Source organism: Halorussus pelagicus (assembly GCF_004087835.1).
In the GTDB taxonomy this organism is placed as follows: domain Archaea; phylum Halobacteriota; class Halobacteria; order Halobacteriales; family Haladaptataceae; genus Halorussus; species Halorussus pelagicus.
Genome location: NZ_CP035119.1, coordinates 667616 through 683768, shown reverse-complemented (window position 1 = coordinate 683768; position 16153 = coordinate 667616). Strand labels below are relative to the sequence as shown.

15 protein-coding genes are annotated in these 16153 nt (G+C 66.5%); 11 read left to right on the top strand and 4 right to left on the bottom strand.

Going from position 1 to position 16153, the window contains the following annotated elements:
• Positions 1-4: 4 nt before the first annotated feature.
• Entirely contained in the window at positions 5-1102 is a 1098-nt protein-coding gene (locus tag EP007_RS03480) for a thiamine pyrophosphate-dependent enzyme (RefSeq protein WP_128476327.1), read from the bottom strand.
• Between the two features lie 100 nt (positions 1103-1202).
• Between EP007_RS03480 and EP007_RS03475 the strand changes: the two genes are divergently transcribed.
• The 6 genes from EP007_RS03475 to nadC all read left to right on the top strand — a co-directional run bounded on the left by EP007_RS03475 (position 1203) and on the right by nadC (position 7731).
• The gene (locus EP007_RS03475; RefSeq protein WP_128476326.1) at positions 1203-1847 is read left to right on the top strand and encodes a helix-turn-helix domain-containing protein; all 645 of its coding nucleotides are present in this window, start codon (positions 1203-1205) and stop codon (positions 1845-1847) included.
• Positions 1848-1974: 127 nt separating this feature from the next.
• The gene (locus EP007_RS03470) at positions 1975-2265 is read left to right on the top strand and encodes a HalOD1 output domain-containing protein (protein ID WP_166035422.1); all 291 of its coding nucleotides are present in this window, start codon (positions 1975-1977) and stop codon (positions 2263-2265) included.
• Between the two features lie 71 nt (positions 2266-2336).
• On the top strand, positions 2337-3935 hold the full coding sequence (locus EP007_RS03465) for an amidohydrolase (RefSeq protein WP_128476325.1): 1599 nt from the start codon (positions 2337-2339) through the stop codon (positions 3933-3935).
• A 244-nt stretch (positions 3936-4179) separates the two neighbouring features.
• A complete protein-coding gene (gene nadA, locus EP007_RS03460; protein WP_128476324.1) occupies positions 4180-5313 on the top strand; it encodes a quinolinate synthase NadA in 1134 nt (377 codons plus the stop codon).
• A 2-nt stretch (positions 5314-5315) separates the two neighbouring features.
• Positions 5316-6932, top strand: coding sequence for an L-aspartate oxidase (locus EP007_RS03455; protein ID WP_128476323.1), 1617 nt, complete (start codon positions 5316-5318; stop codon positions 6930-6932).
• Entirely contained in the window at positions 6913-7731 is an 819-nt protein-coding gene (nadC, locus tag EP007_RS03450; RefSeq protein WP_128476322.1) for a carboxylating nicotinate-nucleotide diphosphorylase, read from the top strand. Before EP007_RS03455 ends, nadC begins: the two co-directional genes overlap by 20 nt.
• Before the next feature lie 83 nt (positions 7732-7814).
• On the opposite strand, the gene gpmI is transcribed toward nadC, so the two are convergent.
• Positions 7815-9332 carry a 2,3-bisphosphoglycerate-independent phosphoglycerate mutase gene (gpmI, locus tag EP007_RS03445; RefSeq protein ID WP_128476321.1) on the bottom strand — a complete coding sequence of 506 codons (1518 nt, stop codon included), beginning with the start codon at positions 9330-9332 and terminating at the stop codon, positions 7815-7817.
• A gap of 131 nt (positions 9333-9463) precedes the next feature.
• On the opposite strand from gpmI, the gene EP007_RS03440 reads away from it, so the two are divergent.
• The gene (locus EP007_RS03440) at positions 9464-10720 is read left to right on the top strand and encodes a DNA double-strand break repair nuclease NurA (protein WP_128476320.1); all 1257 of its coding nucleotides are present in this window, start codon (positions 9464-9466) and stop codon (positions 10718-10720) included.
• 92 nt (positions 10721-10812) lie between these two features.
• Here EP007_RS03440 and EP007_RS03435 read toward each other — a convergent pair whose 3' ends face one another.
• Entirely contained in the window at positions 10813-11163 is a 351-nt protein-coding gene (locus tag EP007_RS03435) for a DUF7113 family protein (RefSeq protein WP_128476319.1), read from the bottom strand.
• Positions 11164-11291: 128 nt separating this feature from the next.
• On the opposite strand from EP007_RS03435, the gene EP007_RS03430 reads away from it, so the two are divergent.
• The 3 genes from EP007_RS03430 to EP007_RS03420 all read left to right on the top strand — a co-directional run bounded on the left by EP007_RS03430 (position 11292) and on the right by EP007_RS03420 (position 14927).
• Positions 11292-13082 carry an ATP-binding protein gene (locus EP007_RS03430; protein WP_128476318.1) on the top strand — a complete coding sequence of 597 codons (1791 nt, stop codon included), beginning with the start codon at positions 11292-11294 and terminating at the stop codon, positions 13080-13082.
• A gap of 65 nt (positions 13083-13147) precedes the next feature.
• The gene (locus tag EP007_RS03425) at positions 13148-13576 is read left to right on the top strand and encodes a universal stress protein (RefSeq protein ID WP_128476317.1); all 429 of its coding nucleotides are present in this window, start codon (positions 13148-13150) and stop codon (positions 13574-13576) included.
• Between the two features lie 85 nt (positions 13577-13661).
• The gene (locus tag EP007_RS03420) at positions 13662-14927 is read left to right on the top strand and encodes a DUF7115 domain-containing protein (RefSeq protein WP_128476316.1); all 1266 of its coding nucleotides are present in this window, start codon (positions 13662-13664) and stop codon (positions 14925-14927) included.
• 38 nt (positions 14928-14965) lie between these two features.
• Here EP007_RS03420 and EP007_RS03415 read toward each other — a convergent pair whose 3' ends face one another.
• A complete protein-coding gene (locus tag EP007_RS03415) occupies positions 14966-15379 on the bottom strand; it encodes a DUF5830 family protein (RefSeq protein WP_128476315.1) in 414 nt (137 codons plus the stop codon).
• A 119-nt stretch (positions 15380-15498) separates the two neighbouring features.
• Between EP007_RS03415 and EP007_RS03410 the strand changes: the two genes are divergently transcribed.
• Positions 15499-16146: a TVP38/TMEM64 family protein gene (locus EP007_RS03410; protein WP_128476314.1), complete on the top strand. Its 648-nt coding sequence runs from the start codon at positions 15499-15501 to the stop codon at positions 16144-16146.
• Positions 16147-16153: the final 7 nt, after the last annotated feature.

The following is a 16153-nucleotide window of genomic DNA, read 5'->3' as shown; positions in this document are numbered from 1 at the left end:
GTGGTCAGTGGTCCAGTTCCTGCACGTCGTTGTCGGCGAGGAACGAGTCAAGCCACGCCTTCTGGTCTCGGAGCGTCGGCGGCAGGTTCTCGTACACTCGGTCGAACACGTCGTGGGGGTCGCCGGGGTCGGCGGATTCGGCTCGTTCGACGGCCTCGTCCAGTTGCGCGTCGATTTCCGCCTCGACTTCCTCGACGAACTCGTCGTCAAGCACGCCCTGCTCGCGGCAGTATTCTTCGTAGCGCTCGACGGGGTCGGCGGTCCGCCAGTCGGGTAGTTCCTTCGCGGCGTCCTCGTACTGGCTCGGGTCGTCGCTGGTCGTGTGTGCGCCCTGCCGGTAGGTCAGACTCTCGACGAGAACCGGCTCGCCCTCGCGCGCCGAATCGAGCGCCTCGGCGACCGTCTCTCGGACCGCGAGCGGGTCGTTGCCGTCAACCTGCACGCCCTCGAACCCGTAGGCTCCGGCCTTCTGGGCGATGGTGTCGCTGGCGGTCTGGCGGTGGCGCGGCAGGCTAATCGCCCACTCGTTGTTCTCGCAGAAGAAGACGGTCGGCGCGTCGAAGACGCCCGCGAAGTTCAGGCCCTCGTGGAAGTCACCCTCGCTGGTCGCGCCGTCGCCGAAGTAACAGAGCGTGGCCGGGGCGTCGCCGCCGTCCGCTTGCGTTCCCTCGGCATCCGCGCCGTCGCCTTTCACCGACCGCTCGTAGTTCATCGCCATGCCGACGCCCGCGGCGTGGGGAATCTGGGTAGCGATGGGCACCGCCTGCGGGAAGTTCGGCACGTCGTGGCCCGAGTGGTACTCGGGCATCCCGCGCCGGAAGAGCAGAATGTCGCTCATCGGCACGTCGCGGGCTATCTGCATCGCGTTCGACCGATAGGTCGGGAACAGCCAGTCGTTGTCGGCCATCGCCATCGCGGCCCCGACCTGCGAACCCTCCTGCCCGCGGTAGGGCGGCCAGCTACTCATCCAACCTCTGCGCTGGAGCGCCAGCGCTCGCTCGTCGAACGCCCGCGCACGGACCAGTTCCCGGTAGGTCGCTCGCGCCTGCTCGGGCGTGAACGGGGTCTCCGAGAGGTCGCGTTCGCCGATAATGCGGTTCATGGGCCGCGGTTTGTCCGCCCCTCGCATAGTGGTTCCGGAACCGAACGACACGATGGTTCACCAGAACAGCCTTACCCCGCGCTGATGAAGGTAGGTCGGGATGAGCGTCATCTCGGAACTGTCCGTCCCGGTCGAGGACTTTCCGCTCGGTCGGGCACTTGCCACGACACCCGATATGCAGGTCGAGTTGGAGCGAATCGTCCCGACCGACACCGGTGCCCTCCCGTTCTTCTGGGCGTGGGGCGACGACGTGGACGCGTTCGTGGCCGAACTGAAGCGCGAGGCGGACATCGAGGCGGTCTGCGTGCTGGACCGAGTCGAGGACGGCGCACTCATCCGCGCGACGTGGGCCTCGACGCCCGACCTCGTGGAGGGCATCCTCCAGTCGGAGGCCACCCTGCTGGGAGTGACCCGCTACGAGGGCGTCTGGCGGTTCCGCCTCAGGTCGCCCGACCGCGGCGCGGTCGCCACTCTCCAGCGGTACTGCGCCGAGAACGACATCGACCTCCGTCTCGACCGAATCAACAGTCTCGGCGAGGTCAAGGCTGGCGAGCAGTACGGCCTGACCGACGACCAGCGCCGGACTATCGTAACGGCGTTCAAGGCTGGCTACTTCGACGACCCGCGCCAGACGACCCTCGAAGACCTCGGGAGCGAGTTCGACATCTCCTCGCGGGCGGTCTCGAAGCGACTCCGGGGCGGTCTCCGAAATCTCGTGGGCGCGACGCTGATAACTGAGAAGTAAGCTTATAAAACCGTTCAGCACCGAACCGGACCGAGTAGGCCTCCCGAACGCGAATCATGTAGTAACCACTTCGGGGAGACGCGCGTCCCTCATTCGAAGACGCACGTCCTCCGCGGAGTCAAACATCATGAGCGAGAACCACTCACCCGTCCGTCCCGGAACGATACTGACTCACGAACTTGAAGGCGACCAAACCCCCAGCGAGGGCATCGTCGCGGCCGTCTCGTCTGCCTCGAACACCGACCCCGCCGCGCTGAAACCGCTGGCGACGACCATCGACCCCGACGCGATAGACGCGCTCTTTTCGGACCACTACGACGGCACGCCCCGCGGGGTCGGTCTCGTCAAGTTCGGCTACGCTGGCTACGAAGTCGTCGTGAACGGCAACGGGTGCGTTTCGGTGCTCGAAGACGAGTAGCGTTCGACCGATAGCTCGGGTCGCTCTCCGATTCCCCAACGGTTATCGCCTCTCCGACGTACGTAACTGCCATGACAGCGGCGGCAGACTGCATCTTCACGAACGCGGAGGTCCACACTCTCGACGACGCCGACAGCACCGCGGAGGCGGTCGCAGTGCGCGACGGCGAAATCGTCCGCGTCGGCAACGCCTACGAACTCGACTTCCTGAACGGCGTCGAGACCGAGGAAATCGACCTCGGCGGACGCATCCTGCTCCCCGGATTCATCGACGCTCACACCCACCTCTCGCACCTCGGTCGCTCGCTGGTCTATGCAGACCTCGCGGACGCCGACTCGCCCGACGACTGCGTGGCCCTGCTGGCCGATTCCGCGGACTCCTCAGAGTCCGCGGAATCGGCCGTGCGAGACGCGACCGACGCCCACGGAGGCGACCGCGAAGCTGACGATTGGATTCTCGGCTTCGGCTACGACGAGAGTTCGTGGGACGAGTCGCGCTATCTCACTAGCGAGGACTTGGACCGCGTTTCGGCGGAGCGCCCAGTCGCGGCGTTCCGCGAGGACATGCACATCGCGGCGGTCAACTCGGTCGCGCTGGACCGATACGTCGCCGAGATGCCCGACGACGACGTGCGGGCGGAAGGCGGCGACCCGACCGGCGTCATCGTCGAGGAGGCGGTGGACGTAATCTACGAAGCCATCGAACCCGACGCCGAGGAGATGCGCGACTTACTCGACGCGGCACAGCGCGAGGCCCACCGGAAGGGCGTCACGGGCGTCCACGACATGGTTCGCCAGTCGCGCGCGCCCGAGGTCTACCGCCAGATGGAACTCGACGGCGACCTCGCGCTCCGAGTGCGACTCAACTACTGGTCGGACCATCTCGACGCGCTGGTCGAGACCGGTCTCCGGACCAACCACGGGAGCGAGTTCGTCCGAACCGGCGGCGTCAAGACCTACACCGACGGGAGTTTTGGGGGCCGGACCGCGAAGCTCTCAGAACCGTACGCTGATTCGTCGGAAGCAGAAACCGGCCAGTGGGTCGTCTCGCCGGAGGAACTGCGGGACTTTGTCGCCGAGACCGACGACGCAGGGTTCCAACTGACCGCCCACGCCATCGGCGACGAGGCGGTCGAGGAGGTCCTGTCGGCGTACGAGACCACGGACGACCCCGATACCGCGCGCCACCGGGTCGAACACGCCGAACTCGTCAGCGACGAGAACGTCGAGCGATTCGCCGAGAGCGGCGTCGTGGCGTCGGTCCAGCCGAACTTCCTCAAGTGGGCCAAAGAGGGCGGTCTCTACGATGACCGCCTTGGACCCGAGCGCCGCGAGCGGTCGAACCGCTACGCCGACCTGCTGGACGCGGGCGTGACCCTCGCGTTCGGGAGCGACTGCATGCCGCTTGACCCCCTGCTCGGCGTCCACCAGACGGTCAACGCGCCCGTCGAGAGCCAGCGACTCTCCGTGACCGAGGCACTTCGGGCGTACACCCGCGGAGCGGCCTACGCCGGGTTCGACGAGGACCGACTCGGCACCGTCGAGGCGGGCAAAAAGGCCGACTTCACCGTGCTGGAGCGGTCGCCGTGGGAGCATTCCTCGGACATCGAGGACATCGACGTGGCGTTGACCGTGGTGGACGGCGAGGTCGCGTACGACGCTCGGAACTGATTCGGCGTCGAACCGGTCGAGTCGCGCGGTCGCAGTTTTTGAGACGTTTTCCGGGTTTGTTTCGGTTCCCCTAGTCAACCACTCGGTTATAATTTAGAGTTATTCAGATTCGAGTGAGGATTCCGTTAGCTATCGCTCTCTATAGAACTCACAGAAACCGACTGGCGATTCACAGATGAGCTATGAAGAGAAAATATTTTCAATACCGGAATCCGAAGTCTATCACAATCGTAGGTGGTTGACTGTGCCAAAAATGGAAACTGCGGACATCGAGACCGACCTGAGCCTGTTCAAATACGACAACCTCGAACAGTTGCCCGAAGCGTACCGGGGACTCGACGAGGACGAACGGACCGACCGCATCGAGACCGCCAAGCGGGAGTTGGGCGACGACCTCGTCATCTTGGGCCACAACTACCAGCGCCGGGAAATCGTGGACCACGCCGACTTCATCGGTGACTCGTATCAACTGAGCGTCGAGGCCGCGAACGCCGACGCCGAGTACGTGGTCTTCGGCGGCGTGACGTTCATGGCCGAGTCGGCCGACATCATCACCGACGACGACCAGACCGTCATTCTGCCGTCGATGGAGGCCTCGTGTCCGATGGCGGGGATGGCCGAGGCCCTGCAAGTGGACGCCGCGTGGGCCGAGATTACCGCGGCCGCACCCGACGCCGACATCATTCCCATCACGTACATGAACTCCTACGCCGACCTGAAGGCGTTCTGCGCCGAACAGGGCGGCGCAGTGTGTACCTCCTCGAACGCCCACGAGGTGTTCGAGTGGGCTTTCGAGCAGGGCGACAAGGTACTGTTCCTGCCCGACAAGCACCTCGGCGAGAACACCGCCCACCGGTTGGGGATGGAAGACAGCATCGCCGAGTGGGACCCGTGGGACCCCGAGGGGAAGTCCGCCGAGGAAGTCGCCGAGAGCGATATCATCCTGTGGGACGGCTACTGTCAGGTCCACGAGCGGTTCCGGGTGGACCACATCGAGCAGATTCGTGACGACCATCCCGACGCGAACGTCGTCGTCCACCCCGAGTGTCGTCGGGAGGTCGTGGAGGCCGCCGACAAGGCTGGTTCGACGGCGGCTATCACCCAGACTATCGAGGAGGCCGACCCCGGCGAGACGTGGGCCATCGGCACCGAGATTCACCTGACGAACCACCTCCAGCGGTGGCACCCAGAGGTCGAAGTCCTGCCGCTCTGTGGGGACGCCTGCATGGACTGCAACGCGATGCGCCAGATAGACCCGAACTACCTGACGTGGGTGTTAGAGGAGTTGGTCGCCGGGCGCGAGCGCAACGTCATCGAGGTCGCGCATCAAGAGGCCGAACTGGCGAACGTGGCGATGGAGCGCATGCTGGAGATATAACCATGAGCGAGACGGAACCCCACACCGACCCGACCGAGACCGACGTACTCGTCGTCGGAAGCGGCATCGCTGGCTGTGCGACCGCGCTCGCGGCCGCCCGCGAGGGCGCGGACGTGTTGGTCGTGACGAAGGCGTCCCGGCCCGAACAGACTACCTCCCACTGGGCGCAGGGCGGGGTCGCCACGACGCGCTCGGACCCCGACGCGTTCGCCGAGGACGTGCTGGCGGCGAGCGCCGACACCGCCGACCCCGAGGCGGTCGAAGTCCTGGTTTCGAACGCCCGCGAGGCGGTCGAGGACGTGTTAGTCGAGACCCTGAACGTGCCCTTCGACCGTGCGGCGGGAGGCGACGACGGTGACGGCACGGATGCCGCGGGGTTCGACTACGGCCGGGAGGCGGCCCACTCGGAACCCCGAATCCTCCACGTCGATGCCAGCACGGGCAAGCACGTCCTCGGGCCGTTCCTGAGCCACCTCGCGGACCACGAGCGCGTGACGGTTCGGGAAGACACCGCGGCGCTCGACCTGATAACCCGCGAGGGGCGAGTCCACGGCGCGGTCGTGGACCGCGCCGCGGATGCCGAGAGTGGCGAGAAGGGCGAACGCGACGATGGCGAGACCGACCCGGAACCGGTCTTCGCAGACGCGACGGTTCTTGCCACGGGTGGCATCGGCGCGCTGTACGGCACCTCCACGAACCCCGAAACTGCGACCGGCGACGGGATAGCGATGGCCGCGCTCGCGGGGGCCGACGCCGAGGACATGGCCTACGTGCAGTTCCACCCCACGGCCTTCGCCGGGGAGGACCCCTTCCTCGTCAGCGAGGCGGTCCGCGGGGAGGGCGCGCTCCTGCGGAACGGAGCGGGCGAGCGATTCATGCCCGACTATCACGACGACGCCGAACTCGCGCCGCGCGACGTGGTGGCGCGCGCCGTCGCCGACGAGCGCGAGGCGACTGGCGAGGTCGTGCTTGACGTGTCCCCGCTGGACTTCGAATCGGAGTTCCCCGACCTCGCCGCGAAGTGCGAGACGCGCGGCGTGGACTGGGAGAACGGAATTCCGGTCGAACCGAGCGAACACTTCCTCTGCGGTGGCATCTCCGTGGACGACCGCGGGCGCACCGACTTGGATCGCCTGTTCGCGGTCGGCGAGTGCGCCCGGACCGGCGTCCACGGTGCGAACCGCCTCGCCTCCACGAGCCTGCTGGAGGGGTTAGTCTGGGGCCTGCGCGCCGGGGAGTCGGCCGCCGGGACGACGAGTCTCGACCACGAGCGCGCCGAAGCGCCGGACCTGCGCGACAGCGACCCGGACCTACCTTCGGGGTTCGCCCGCGAGAAGTTCGTCCGCCTGCGCAGGGTGATGGACGAGAACGTCGGCATCCGCCGGACGCCGGGGGGATTGGGGCGCGCGACCGCGGTCCTCCGGCGACTCAAGGGTGAGGTAGACGCCTACACTCGGACCCGGACCGAACGAAGCCTCTACGAACTCCGGAACGCAAGCGTGGTCGCCCTGCTGGTCGCCCGCGATGCGATGGAGGCCGAGCCAGTCGGCTGTCACGCGCTGGAGAACGCGGAGACCGACGACGACGCCGAGGAGGTCGATGCCCGTGCGAGTGACTGACCGTAAAGTCGAGGACTGGCTCCGGGAAGACGTTGGCCACCGCGACGTGACCAACCACGTTCCCGGCGAGACGACGGGGCGACTCGTCGCCAAGGAGGCGGGCGTCGCGGCCGGACTCGACGCGGCGAGGGCGGTCTTCGACTACCTCGGCGTGGACTGCGAGACGACGGTCGAGGCGGGCGACCGAATCGAGGCGGGCGACGTCCTCGTTGAAGTTGACGGCTCCGCGGAGTCGGTCCTCCGGGGCGAGCGCGTCGCGGTCAACGTCGCGGGCCACGCCTCGGGCGTGGCGACTGCGACCCGGCGGGCCGTGGACGCCGCCCGCGAGGTCAGCGACGACGTGGCGATTGCGGGGACTCGCAAGACCACGCCCGGCCTGCGCGGCGTCGAGAAGCGTGCCGTCGCGGCGGGCGGCGGCGACACCCATCGGCTCACCCTCTCGGGGATGGTGATGGTCAAGGACAACCACGTCGCCGAGATGGGACTGGAGAGCGCGGTCCGGCACTTCCGGGAAGAGAAGTCGTTCGCCACCAAAATCGAGGTTGAGGTCGAGCGCCCGGCCGACGCGCCCAGAGCGGCAGAGGCCGGAGCCGACATCGTGCTATTGGACAACATGACGCCCGAAGAAGTCGAGGAAGGCGTCAAACTGTTGCCCGACGACGTGCTGGCGGAGGCCAGTGGCGACATTGGTTTCGGGGACGTAGCCGACTACGCGGCGACCGGCGCGGACGTGATTTCGATGGGTGCGCTGACCCACTCTGCCAACTCGCTGGACCTGTCGTTCCGGACCGGGGAGTAGCGTGAGGGAGGTGTGGATTTGTTTGCGCTCGGGCGAAGCGGATAGTTTGGGTTCGCAGAACCTGTTTCTGAACCCCGAAACCTCTACTCTAGCAGCGTCTGTCCGGTCATCGATTCGGGCCGTTCGACGCCGACAAGTTCGAGCATCGTCGGCGCAATGTCGCAGAGCGACCCGCCCTCGCGGACGCGCTTGCCTCCACCATCACCTCCGGGGGTCGCGTAGACGAACGGGACCAAATTGTACGTGTGGGCGGTGTGGGGGTCCGCCGGAGTGCCCATGTCGTCGGCGTTGCCGTGGTCGGCGGTGACAAGAACGTGCCCGCCCGCTCGCTGGACCGCGTTCACGAGGCGGCCCAACTGCTCGTCCACGGCTTCCACGGCTTCGACCGCGGCGTCGAAGTCGCCGGTGTGGCCCACCATGTCCGGGTTCGCGTAGTTCAGCACCAATACGTCGGGGTCGTCGGATTCGATGGTCTCGACGGCGGTGTCGGTGACCTCGACGGCGCTCATCTCCGGTTGCTGGTCGTAGGTCGGCACGTCTGGCGATTCGACGATTTTCCGGACTTCGCCCTCGAACTCGACCTCGCGCCCGCCGTTCAGGAAGTAGGTGACGTGGGCGTACTTCTCCGATTCGGCGATGCGCAGTTGCGTGAGACCGTGTTCCGAGAGAACTTCCCCGAGCGTGTCCTCGGGCTGGTGGGGCGGGAACGCGACCGGGAGTTCGAACTCCGCGTCGTACTGGGTCATCGTCGCCAGACGGATTTCGGGGGGCGAGGTCTCGAACTCCCAGACCGGGTCGATGTCGGCGAGCATCCGCGTGAGCTGTCTGGCGCGATCCGACCGGAAGTTGAAGAAGACGGCGGCGTCTCCCTCCGAGAGGGCGGGACCGCCTTCCACGAGCGTCGGTTCCACGAACTCGTCGGTGGTGTCGCGCTCGTAGCTCCGTTCGACTGCTTCGACCGCCGAGGCGGCCGAATGCTCCGCGTCGCGGTTCACGATGGCGTCGTAGGCCCGGTTGGTGCGCTCCCAGTTCTGGTCGCGGTCCATCGCGTAGTACCGCCCCGAGACGGTCGCCACGTCGCCGGTTCCCGCGCGCTCGACGACCGCTTCCAGTTCGCCCAAGAACCCCGCGCCGCTCTCTGGCGGCGTGTCCCGCCCGTCCGTGAACGCGTGCGTGACCGCCTCGACGCCGCGCTCGGCGGCGAGTTCTACCAGCGCGTAGAGGTGCGTCTGGTCGGAGTGGACGCCGCCCTCGCTGACGAGACCCATGAAGTGGACCCGGCCGTCGTTCTCGTCGGCGTAGTCGAACGCCGATGCGACGGCCTCGTTGTCGCCTAACTCGCCGTTCTGAATGGCGTCTTCGATGCGGGTGTACTCCTGTTTGACCACCCGGCCCGCGCCGATGTTGAGGTGGCCAACCTCGCTGTTTCCCATCTGGCCCTCGGGCAGGCCGACCCGCCGCCCGGTGACGTTCAGCGTGCCGTACGCGCCCGCGTCGGCGAACCGGTCGAAGTTCGGCGTGTCGGCGGCTTCGATGGCGTTTCTCCCGCCGTCCTCACTGCCTAAGCCCCACCCGTCGAGGATTATCAGCGCGGCCTTCATGCGCGAAAGCAGGGCGTCGCGTCCTAACTACTCTTCGGCTTCGGCGACCGGTGGACGATTCTCTTCCGGCGCGTCGAAGCGAGACAATCGAACCCAACCCTTTTTGCCGAGACGGCGAGAACCCACGCTCCATGACCCTCGACCCGGTGCATTTCGACGGCATCGCTGGGTTGGCCGACCACATCGACTACGACGCCGAGGACGAGAACCACCGGGAATCCGCCGAAACCGTCTGGGAGCATTATCTCGACCCGCTCGTCGGCGACGACGGTCCCATCCTCGAACCGCTCGGCGAACAGTCGCGCCGCCGGGTGAACTGTGAGGATATCGCGCTCGAAGACCCGCCCTTCCCGACGACCCACGGTCTCGACGCCGGAACGCTCAACTCCAAGCCGTTCAAGAACGGACTCGTCCTCGATGTGGCCCACGCCGCGATGAGCGCCACGCCGTCGGACTTGGACCTCCACGACTGCCGGACGGTGGTGAAGGCGCTCCACCTCAACGACACGTCCCGGAAGTTCGGGACCGAGTGGGAGTCGTACAACGATGGCAGTCAGCGCCGCATCGTCCACACCGAACTCCCGGAAAGCCAGTACGAAGAGGACGTGGTCCACGCGCTTGCGCTCTACCTCGCCGAGAGCGGGCACGCGCTCGAACACGCCGACCGCGTGAGCGATTTCCTCCTGCTCGACGGTCCCATCTACCCGAAAGGGGTCCTGCGGTGGGACTCCCGGAGTTCGGTCCTGACCCGTCTGTTCGAGGACTCGGACCACGTCGGTCGGGTTCTCTCGAACTACGTCGAACTGGTCGAGACGTTCGCCGAGCGCGGGGTCCCCCTCGCCGGGTTCGTCAAGAACGTCTCGGCGAAGTCCATCGTCCGCACGCTCAAGCGGGAGACCGATTTCGGACCGGTGCCGTGGGCGCACGACGCGGGCCTGTTCGCCCAGATTCTCGAACGCAGGGAACTCGTGGACGGCGACTTCGAGCGCCTGACCGACGATCTGACGCTGACGAACTGGTTCGAGTCCCACGCGGGTCTCGACGGCTTCTTCGACGAGGACCCGAATCCGCACCTCGACCGAGAACTCGACCCCGAGCAGTACGCGGTCACGTTCTGTATCGTCTACGACCCGCGGCGAGACCTCGTGTTCAAAATCGAGTCGCCGAAGGCGTTCACCGAGGACCCCGAGGTCCGCGAGCGAATCGAGCGCCAGATTCTCCAAGAGGTCGCGCTCCAGCGCGGCCCGCCACAGGCTGTCTCGAAGGCCGACGAGTTGGCGGCTATCGACCGGGGGAGCGCCAATTCGCTGGTGAAGTCCTTCGAGAAGTCGCTGAACACCGAACTGGACGAGAACTACAACGCGGTGCGGTGGGGTCGGGACTACTAATACCGACTGTTTCGGGAAAACGGACAACTGCGAGACCGTCGGTCTCGCGGTCGTTGAAACGGGTCTCAAAAACGGTCAGCGAGAAAATCGGGTTACTGCGGTTCCGCCGTCTCGATGTCCTGTTTCTCGACGGTGACTTCCACGTCGTCGGCCTCGATGCCGATACGCGCGAACTGCGTTCGGATGTGGCTCTCGGCGGCCTCCGTCGCCTGCTCGCGGGTGTCGAACCCGCGGGGCATCGGCGACTCGAACGCGACGTTGACCTCCTCGCCGCCGACCTTCTGGACCGTCCCGCCGCTCTCGACCTGATAGAACTCGTCGCAGACCCAGACGTACGGCGCGTCCTCGTCGGGCGCGCCCTTGAACCGCGGCGCGCGCTCCCCCCGCTCGTACAGCGTGCCGGTCAGGGTGGTGCCCCCCGCTTCGCCACGGATGAGTAGCATAATCAGAACTACGTCGCGGGGAGGTAAAAGCGGCCCGTTCACGGGAAGTATTCACACTCGTTGTCTCGGCGACGCGACCTGCCTCGGAGGGAAACCGGTTTGTCCCATGCGCTCGTTGCCCAGGAACAATGGCCGACTCCGACTTCGACCTCGACGACTTCGAGACTACGTCGAGTTCCGGCGCGCGCGACGACGACCGATTCGACTCCGTCTCCACCGACCCGAAGGGCACCGACAGGGGCATCGGCACGCTCTCGGCGGCCGACGGACTCCGAATCGGCGAGGACGAAGACGAGACCCACGTCCGGGCGTACGTCACCGCCGACAACCGCGAGAACGTGCGGGTCGGCAAGTACCTGCTCGTTCCCTATCCCGACGGCGAGAAACTGTTCGCGCGGGTCGCCGCGCTGGAGTACCGACAGGAGTACCGCGTTGACGACGCGACCGAAATTCACTCCAAGCGCGCGATGCGCCGCGAGGAAATCGAGGAGAGCGACTACAAACTGATGGCGGACTTGGAACCGGTCGCCATCCTCTACGAGGACGGCGACGGCGACCCGGAGGTAGACGCCGACCTGAAGCGCCGGATGACCGACCGCGTGCCCAAGCCCAAGTCGGTCGTCCGGGAGGCCAGCGACAAGACCGAAATCAAGACCGGTCTCAAGATGCCCGAGGACGGCGTGTTCCTCGGGCACCTCTCGGTCGGCGGCGAGAAGGTCCACACTGCGGCCGAACCCCCAACCATCGACTATCGACTGAAGGACGACTACGACGACGGCGACCCCCTCGTCTTCCGGCACACGCTGGTCGCGGGCGGAACGGGGTCCGGGAAGACCCACGGCGCGAAGAACGTCCTCCGGCAGTTCCTCGCCGGGGAGCGCCGCTACGAGATGGACGACGGCGCGGAGCGCCGGGCCGCGGTGGTCCAGTTCGACCCGCAGGACGAGTATGCCGAGATGCACGACGACAACTCCGACGTGACCTCCGAGGACGAGCGCCGATGGGAGCGCGAGAACGTCGCTCACGGCGGCCACGACGACACCGTGGCCTTCGTGCCGAAGGTCGGCGGTAGCTCCTACGCCGCCGACCACCACCGTGCCGAGCAGGTCGAGTTCACGATTCCGTTCTCGATGGTTCAGGGCAAACCGTGGCTGGTCGCGGGTGCGAGCCTCAACGACAACCAGTACGGTGCGCTATCGCATCTCGTCCGCCGGTTTTTCAAGCAGCACGGAAACGCGGGCACCTACGAGGAGTTCAAGCGGTTCCTCGACGACCCCGCGCTCCGCGAGGAGTTAGACGAAAGCGGGCGGGTTCACGAGGCGACCTTCGACGCAGTGAAACGCCGCGTGCTGAACATGCCGAAAGGCGTCTTCGACCAGAACGCTCGGCCGATAACCGACCAGATACAGTCGTTCGTCAAGCCCGGCCAACTCACCGTGGTCCCGACCTACCACATCAACAACTCGCGGGCGACCGAAGTGGTGGTGTTGGCTCTCTCGACGCTTCTCGTGGAGGAGAAACTCTCGAACGCCCCCGAGTACGACCGCATCAAGGAGACGCCCCTCGTCGTCGGGATGGACGAGGCTCACAACTTCCTCACCGACGCCGACAACGTGCAGGCCCGGAAGGTCATCGGGAAGTTCACCGACGCCGCCAAACAGGGCCGCAAGGAGCGACTGGGCCTGTTCCTCATCACGCAGGACCCACAGGACATCCACGAGGCCGTCTTCAAGCAGATAAACACCACCGTCGTCCTGAATCTGGGCGACGAGGACGCAATCAAGAGCGTCAACATCCCTTCGAATCTGGAGGGCAAGGTCCCCTACATGGAGAAGGGCCAGATGGTCGTCTACTCGCCGGACAACTCCGAACCGGTCGAAATCATCGGTCTCTCGAAGTGCGTGACGAAACACGGGTAGGACCCAGACCGGTTCGTCCGTCGTCGTCCTGAAAGCTTAACCGGGTGCCCCGTCAAACGTCGGTCATGACCGAGAAAATTCTCGTTCCCACCGACGGGTCGCCCCAGTCGGACACGGCGCTCGAATACGCCTTAGAGGAGTTCGCCGAACAGAACATCACCCTGCTCAACGTCATCGACCCTGTCGATGCGGGATACAGCGCGCCGGTCGGCATCCCAGGCGGGTCCGAGGAGTGGTTCGAGAACGCCAAGGAGAACAGCGAAGCGATGTTCGAGGAGGCCCAGACGGTCGCCGACGACTACGGCGTCACTCTTGAGTCCGCCACCGAGATGGGCCGACCTGCCCAGACCATCGTGGAGTTCGCCGAGGACGAAGGCTTCGACCAAATCGTGATGGGCAGCCACGGGCGCTCGGGCGTCTCGCGCATCCTGCTCGGTAGCGTGGCCGAGACCGTGGTCCGGCGCGCGACGGTGCCCGTAACGGTCGTGCGCTGAGTCGTCGCGGCAGTTCTCTCGGCGGCGCGAAACATCGCGTCACTTACCCGGCGGATTTAAGCCGGGGGGCTAATCATACCTGAGCATGAGCGTTCCCGGAATCGTACAGTCCCGGCTCGACGGCGAACAGGTCGCGGCGCAGGTCGCCCTCGGCGGCGAGGACGGTCTCTACGTGACTCGCACGCGGACCCTCATCTACCGCGCTGACGGACTCCTGAGCGACGAGTCCGTCGAGGAGTACCCCCACGAAGCCGAACGCATCGAAATCTCTGAAGGACGACGCAAGTCGGCCATCAGTCTCGACTACGGCATCGACGGCGAGGAGAAGTTCAAAATCCCGAGCAACCGCCTCTACGAGGCGCTTCACCCCGTCCTCGCGGGCGTGCTGAACGCCGCGGACGTGACCGGTCCCGACGAGACGGTCAAGCAGACCTACCAGTTCAGCGAACTCACGCTGGTCATCACCAGCGAGCGCGTCGTCAAGCATGTCGGCGCGGCGGTCTGGGACGAAGACTACGAGGAGTTCCACTTCGACGACGTGACCGCCCTCGACGTGGAGGAAGGAAGCGTCTCCTCCCAGATTATCATCGAGAGCGGTGGCCGACCCCAGCGCATCAAGACGCCGAGCGACCAGACCCGCGAGGTCCGCGAGCGCATCGAGCGCGCGCTGGTCGAACATCACGGCGTCGCGTCCTACGAGGAGTTCGCCCGCGAACACGCCGTCGAGGAAGACGACGAAACCGAGGATGAAGCCATCGAGGACGAACCCAAAGCGGAGAACGCCGACCCGCTGGCCGGGGGCGGCGTGGACCCCATCGACGCCAACCCGCCGGAACTCGACGACGACGGAGCCATCATCGAGAACGAGGCAAGCGTCACGACCGACGACCGAGGAGACGAGGATGTCACCGCGGTCGAGGCCAGCGAGGCCGCCGCGCGCGCCGCGGAAGCGAGCGCAAGCGAGGGCGTGAGCGAAGAGGAGTCGGACGGAAGCCTCGACGCCGCAAGCCCCGCGGACACCGACGACTCCGCGGCCGTCGAGTCGGAGACCGAGGTGGGGTCGAGCCTCGAAGAACCGACCGACGAAGTAGTCGGAAACGGGGCATCCGCGGAGGTCGTGGAAACCGACGACACCGGTGAAGTCGCCACAACTCCCGAAGAGACCGAGGAAATCGAATCGAGCGGCTTCGCCGACTCGGGATTCGAACCGGCGAGTTCCGAACTGGAGGCAGACGAGACCGACGAGCAACTGGAAGCGCTGACCGAAGCGGTCCAGCGCCAGAACGAACTGCTCGCCGAGCAACAGCGCACGCTACAGCAACTCATCGAGGAACTCAGCCGCGGTCGATAGTCGGAATCGCCGCCATACCGGCCGATTCTCGCGGAAAGTCAGTCCCGACCCGTCACCTTCCGGATGCACTCCGGACCGAACGCGCCGTGTTCTCCCGCGTCGAGTTTGATGAAGTGGCCCGTCGAGATGCTCGCGCCACAGCGCTGACAGGAGAAGTCGCCTTCCTTGGTGACGACCTCGCTCTGGAAGCTGACGTACCCACCACCGGTGGTCGTGACGATGCCGTTCTCGCGCTCGATGACGCCGCGCTTCTCGGCCTCGTCCAGAATCTTCCGGGTCGTCGCGGGATGGGTGGTGACGGTCTCGATGCGGTCAACCGCCTCGGCGACCGAAAGCTCGGGGTGTTCGAGCTTCGAGAGGAGTTCGACGCCGAGTTCCACGGGGTCGGCGTCGCTCGCGCTCTCTTCGCCGTCGGTGGGACCACCGCTCGTTCCGTCCTCGTCGTCGGCCATCACTCCGGAGTCGCCCGCGAGCCGGATTAAACCTTGCGCGAAGCGGACGATTCTCCGGCGGTCGCTCCGACGCCCCCGACCCAAAAAGAGGATACCCGCCGAACGGGAACCACGGAGCGATGGCCGACGTCGCGCGCCGCCAAGTGGCCGGACTCGCCCTCCTCGCGGTCGTCGCGGCCGCCAGCCTGCTCGTCGCCCCGGACCGCCTGTTCGGCGTCGCCAGCGATCTCGCGGACCGCCCGGTCGTCTTCGGCGTCCTCCTCGTCGGCGTCTACCTCGTCCGGCCGCTGTTCGCGTGGCCCACCACGCTCGTCGCCATTCTCGCGGGCTACGCCTACGGTCCGGTCTGGGGCTTCCCGGTCGCGCTTTCGGGCACGACCGCGAGCGCGCTCCTGCCGTTCCTCGCGGCGCGCTACGTCGGCGCGGGGTCGGGGCTGGTCGCGCGCCTCGGCGACTCCGGCGAGCGGTTCTTCGCGGCGACCGGCGACCTGCGCGGGATGGTCGCCTCCCGACTCGCGCCCGCGCCTTCCGACCCCGTCTCGGCCGCGGCGGGTCTCTCGGGCGTCTCGACCGGCGCGTTTGTCGTCGGGACCGCGGTCGGCGAGATACCGTGGACCGTCGCGGCGGTCCTCGCCGGTGGGTCGCTCGACAGTCTCTCGACGGCCGGACTGACCGCGATTAGTTGGGAACTGCTGGCCGCGGGGGCCGCGGTCGCCGTCGCGCTTCTGGCCGGACCGGCGTATCGCGCCGCGAGCGCCCGGCGGTAGCGTGACG

What these genes read in the sequence shown, in the direction of transcription:
- EP007_RS03420 (WP_128476316.1), top strand. Translation starts at nt 13,662, where the DNA reads ATGAGCGTTCCCGGAATCGTACAGTCCCGGCTCGACGGCGAACAGGTC.
- EP007_RS03430 (WP_128476318.1), top strand. Translation starts at nt 11,292, where the DNA reads ATGGCCGACTCCGACTTCGACCTCGACGACTTCGAGACTACGTCGAGT.
- gpmI (WP_128476321.1), bottom strand. Translation starts at nt 9,332, where the DNA reads ATGAAGGCCGCGCTGATAATCCTCGACGGGTGGGGCTTAGGCAGTGAG.
- EP007_RS03410 (WP_128476314.1), top strand. Translation starts at nt 15,499, where the DNA reads ATGGCCGACGTCGCGCGCCGCCAAGTGGCCGGACTCGCCCTCCTCGCG.
- EP007_RS03425 (WP_128476317.1), top strand. Translation starts at nt 13,148, where the DNA reads ATGACCGAGAAAATTCTCGTTCCCACCGACGGGTCGCCCCAGTCGGAC.
- EP007_RS03415 (WP_128476315.1), bottom strand. Translation starts at nt 15,379, where the DNA reads ATGGCCGACGACGAGGACGGAACGAGCGGTGGTCCCACCGACGGCGAA.
- EP007_RS03470 (WP_166035422.1), top strand. Translation starts at nt 1,975, where the DNA reads ATGAGCGAGAACCACTCACCCGTCCGTCCCGGAACGATACTGACTCAC.
- EP007_RS03465 (WP_128476325.1), top strand. Translation starts at nt 2,337, where the DNA reads ATGACAGCGGCGGCAGACTGCATCTTCACGAACGCGGAGGTCCACACT.
- EP007_RS03440 (WP_128476320.1), top strand. Translation starts at nt 9,464, where the DNA reads ATGACCCTCGACCCGGTGCATTTCGACGGCATCGCTGGGTTGGCCGAC.
- EP007_RS03435 (WP_128476319.1), bottom strand. Translation starts at nt 11,163, where the DNA reads ATGCTACTCATCCGTGGCGAAGCGGGGGGCACCACCCTGACCGGCACG.
- nadC (WP_128476322.1), top strand. Translation starts at nt 6,913, where the DNA reads ATGCCCGTGCGAGTGACTGACCGTAAAGTCGAGGACTGGCTCCGGGAA.
- EP007_RS03475 (WP_128476326.1), top strand. Translation starts at nt 1,203, where the DNA reads ATGAGCGTCATCTCGGAACTGTCCGTCCCGGTCGAGGACTTTCCGCTC.
- EP007_RS03455 (WP_128476323.1), top strand. Translation starts at nt 5,316, where the DNA reads ATGAGCGAGACGGAACCCCACACCGACCCGACCGAGACCGACGTACTC.
- EP007_RS03480 (WP_128476327.1), bottom strand. Translation starts at nt 1,102, where the DNA reads ATGAACCGCATTATCGGCGAACGCGACCTCTCGGAGACCCCGTTCACG.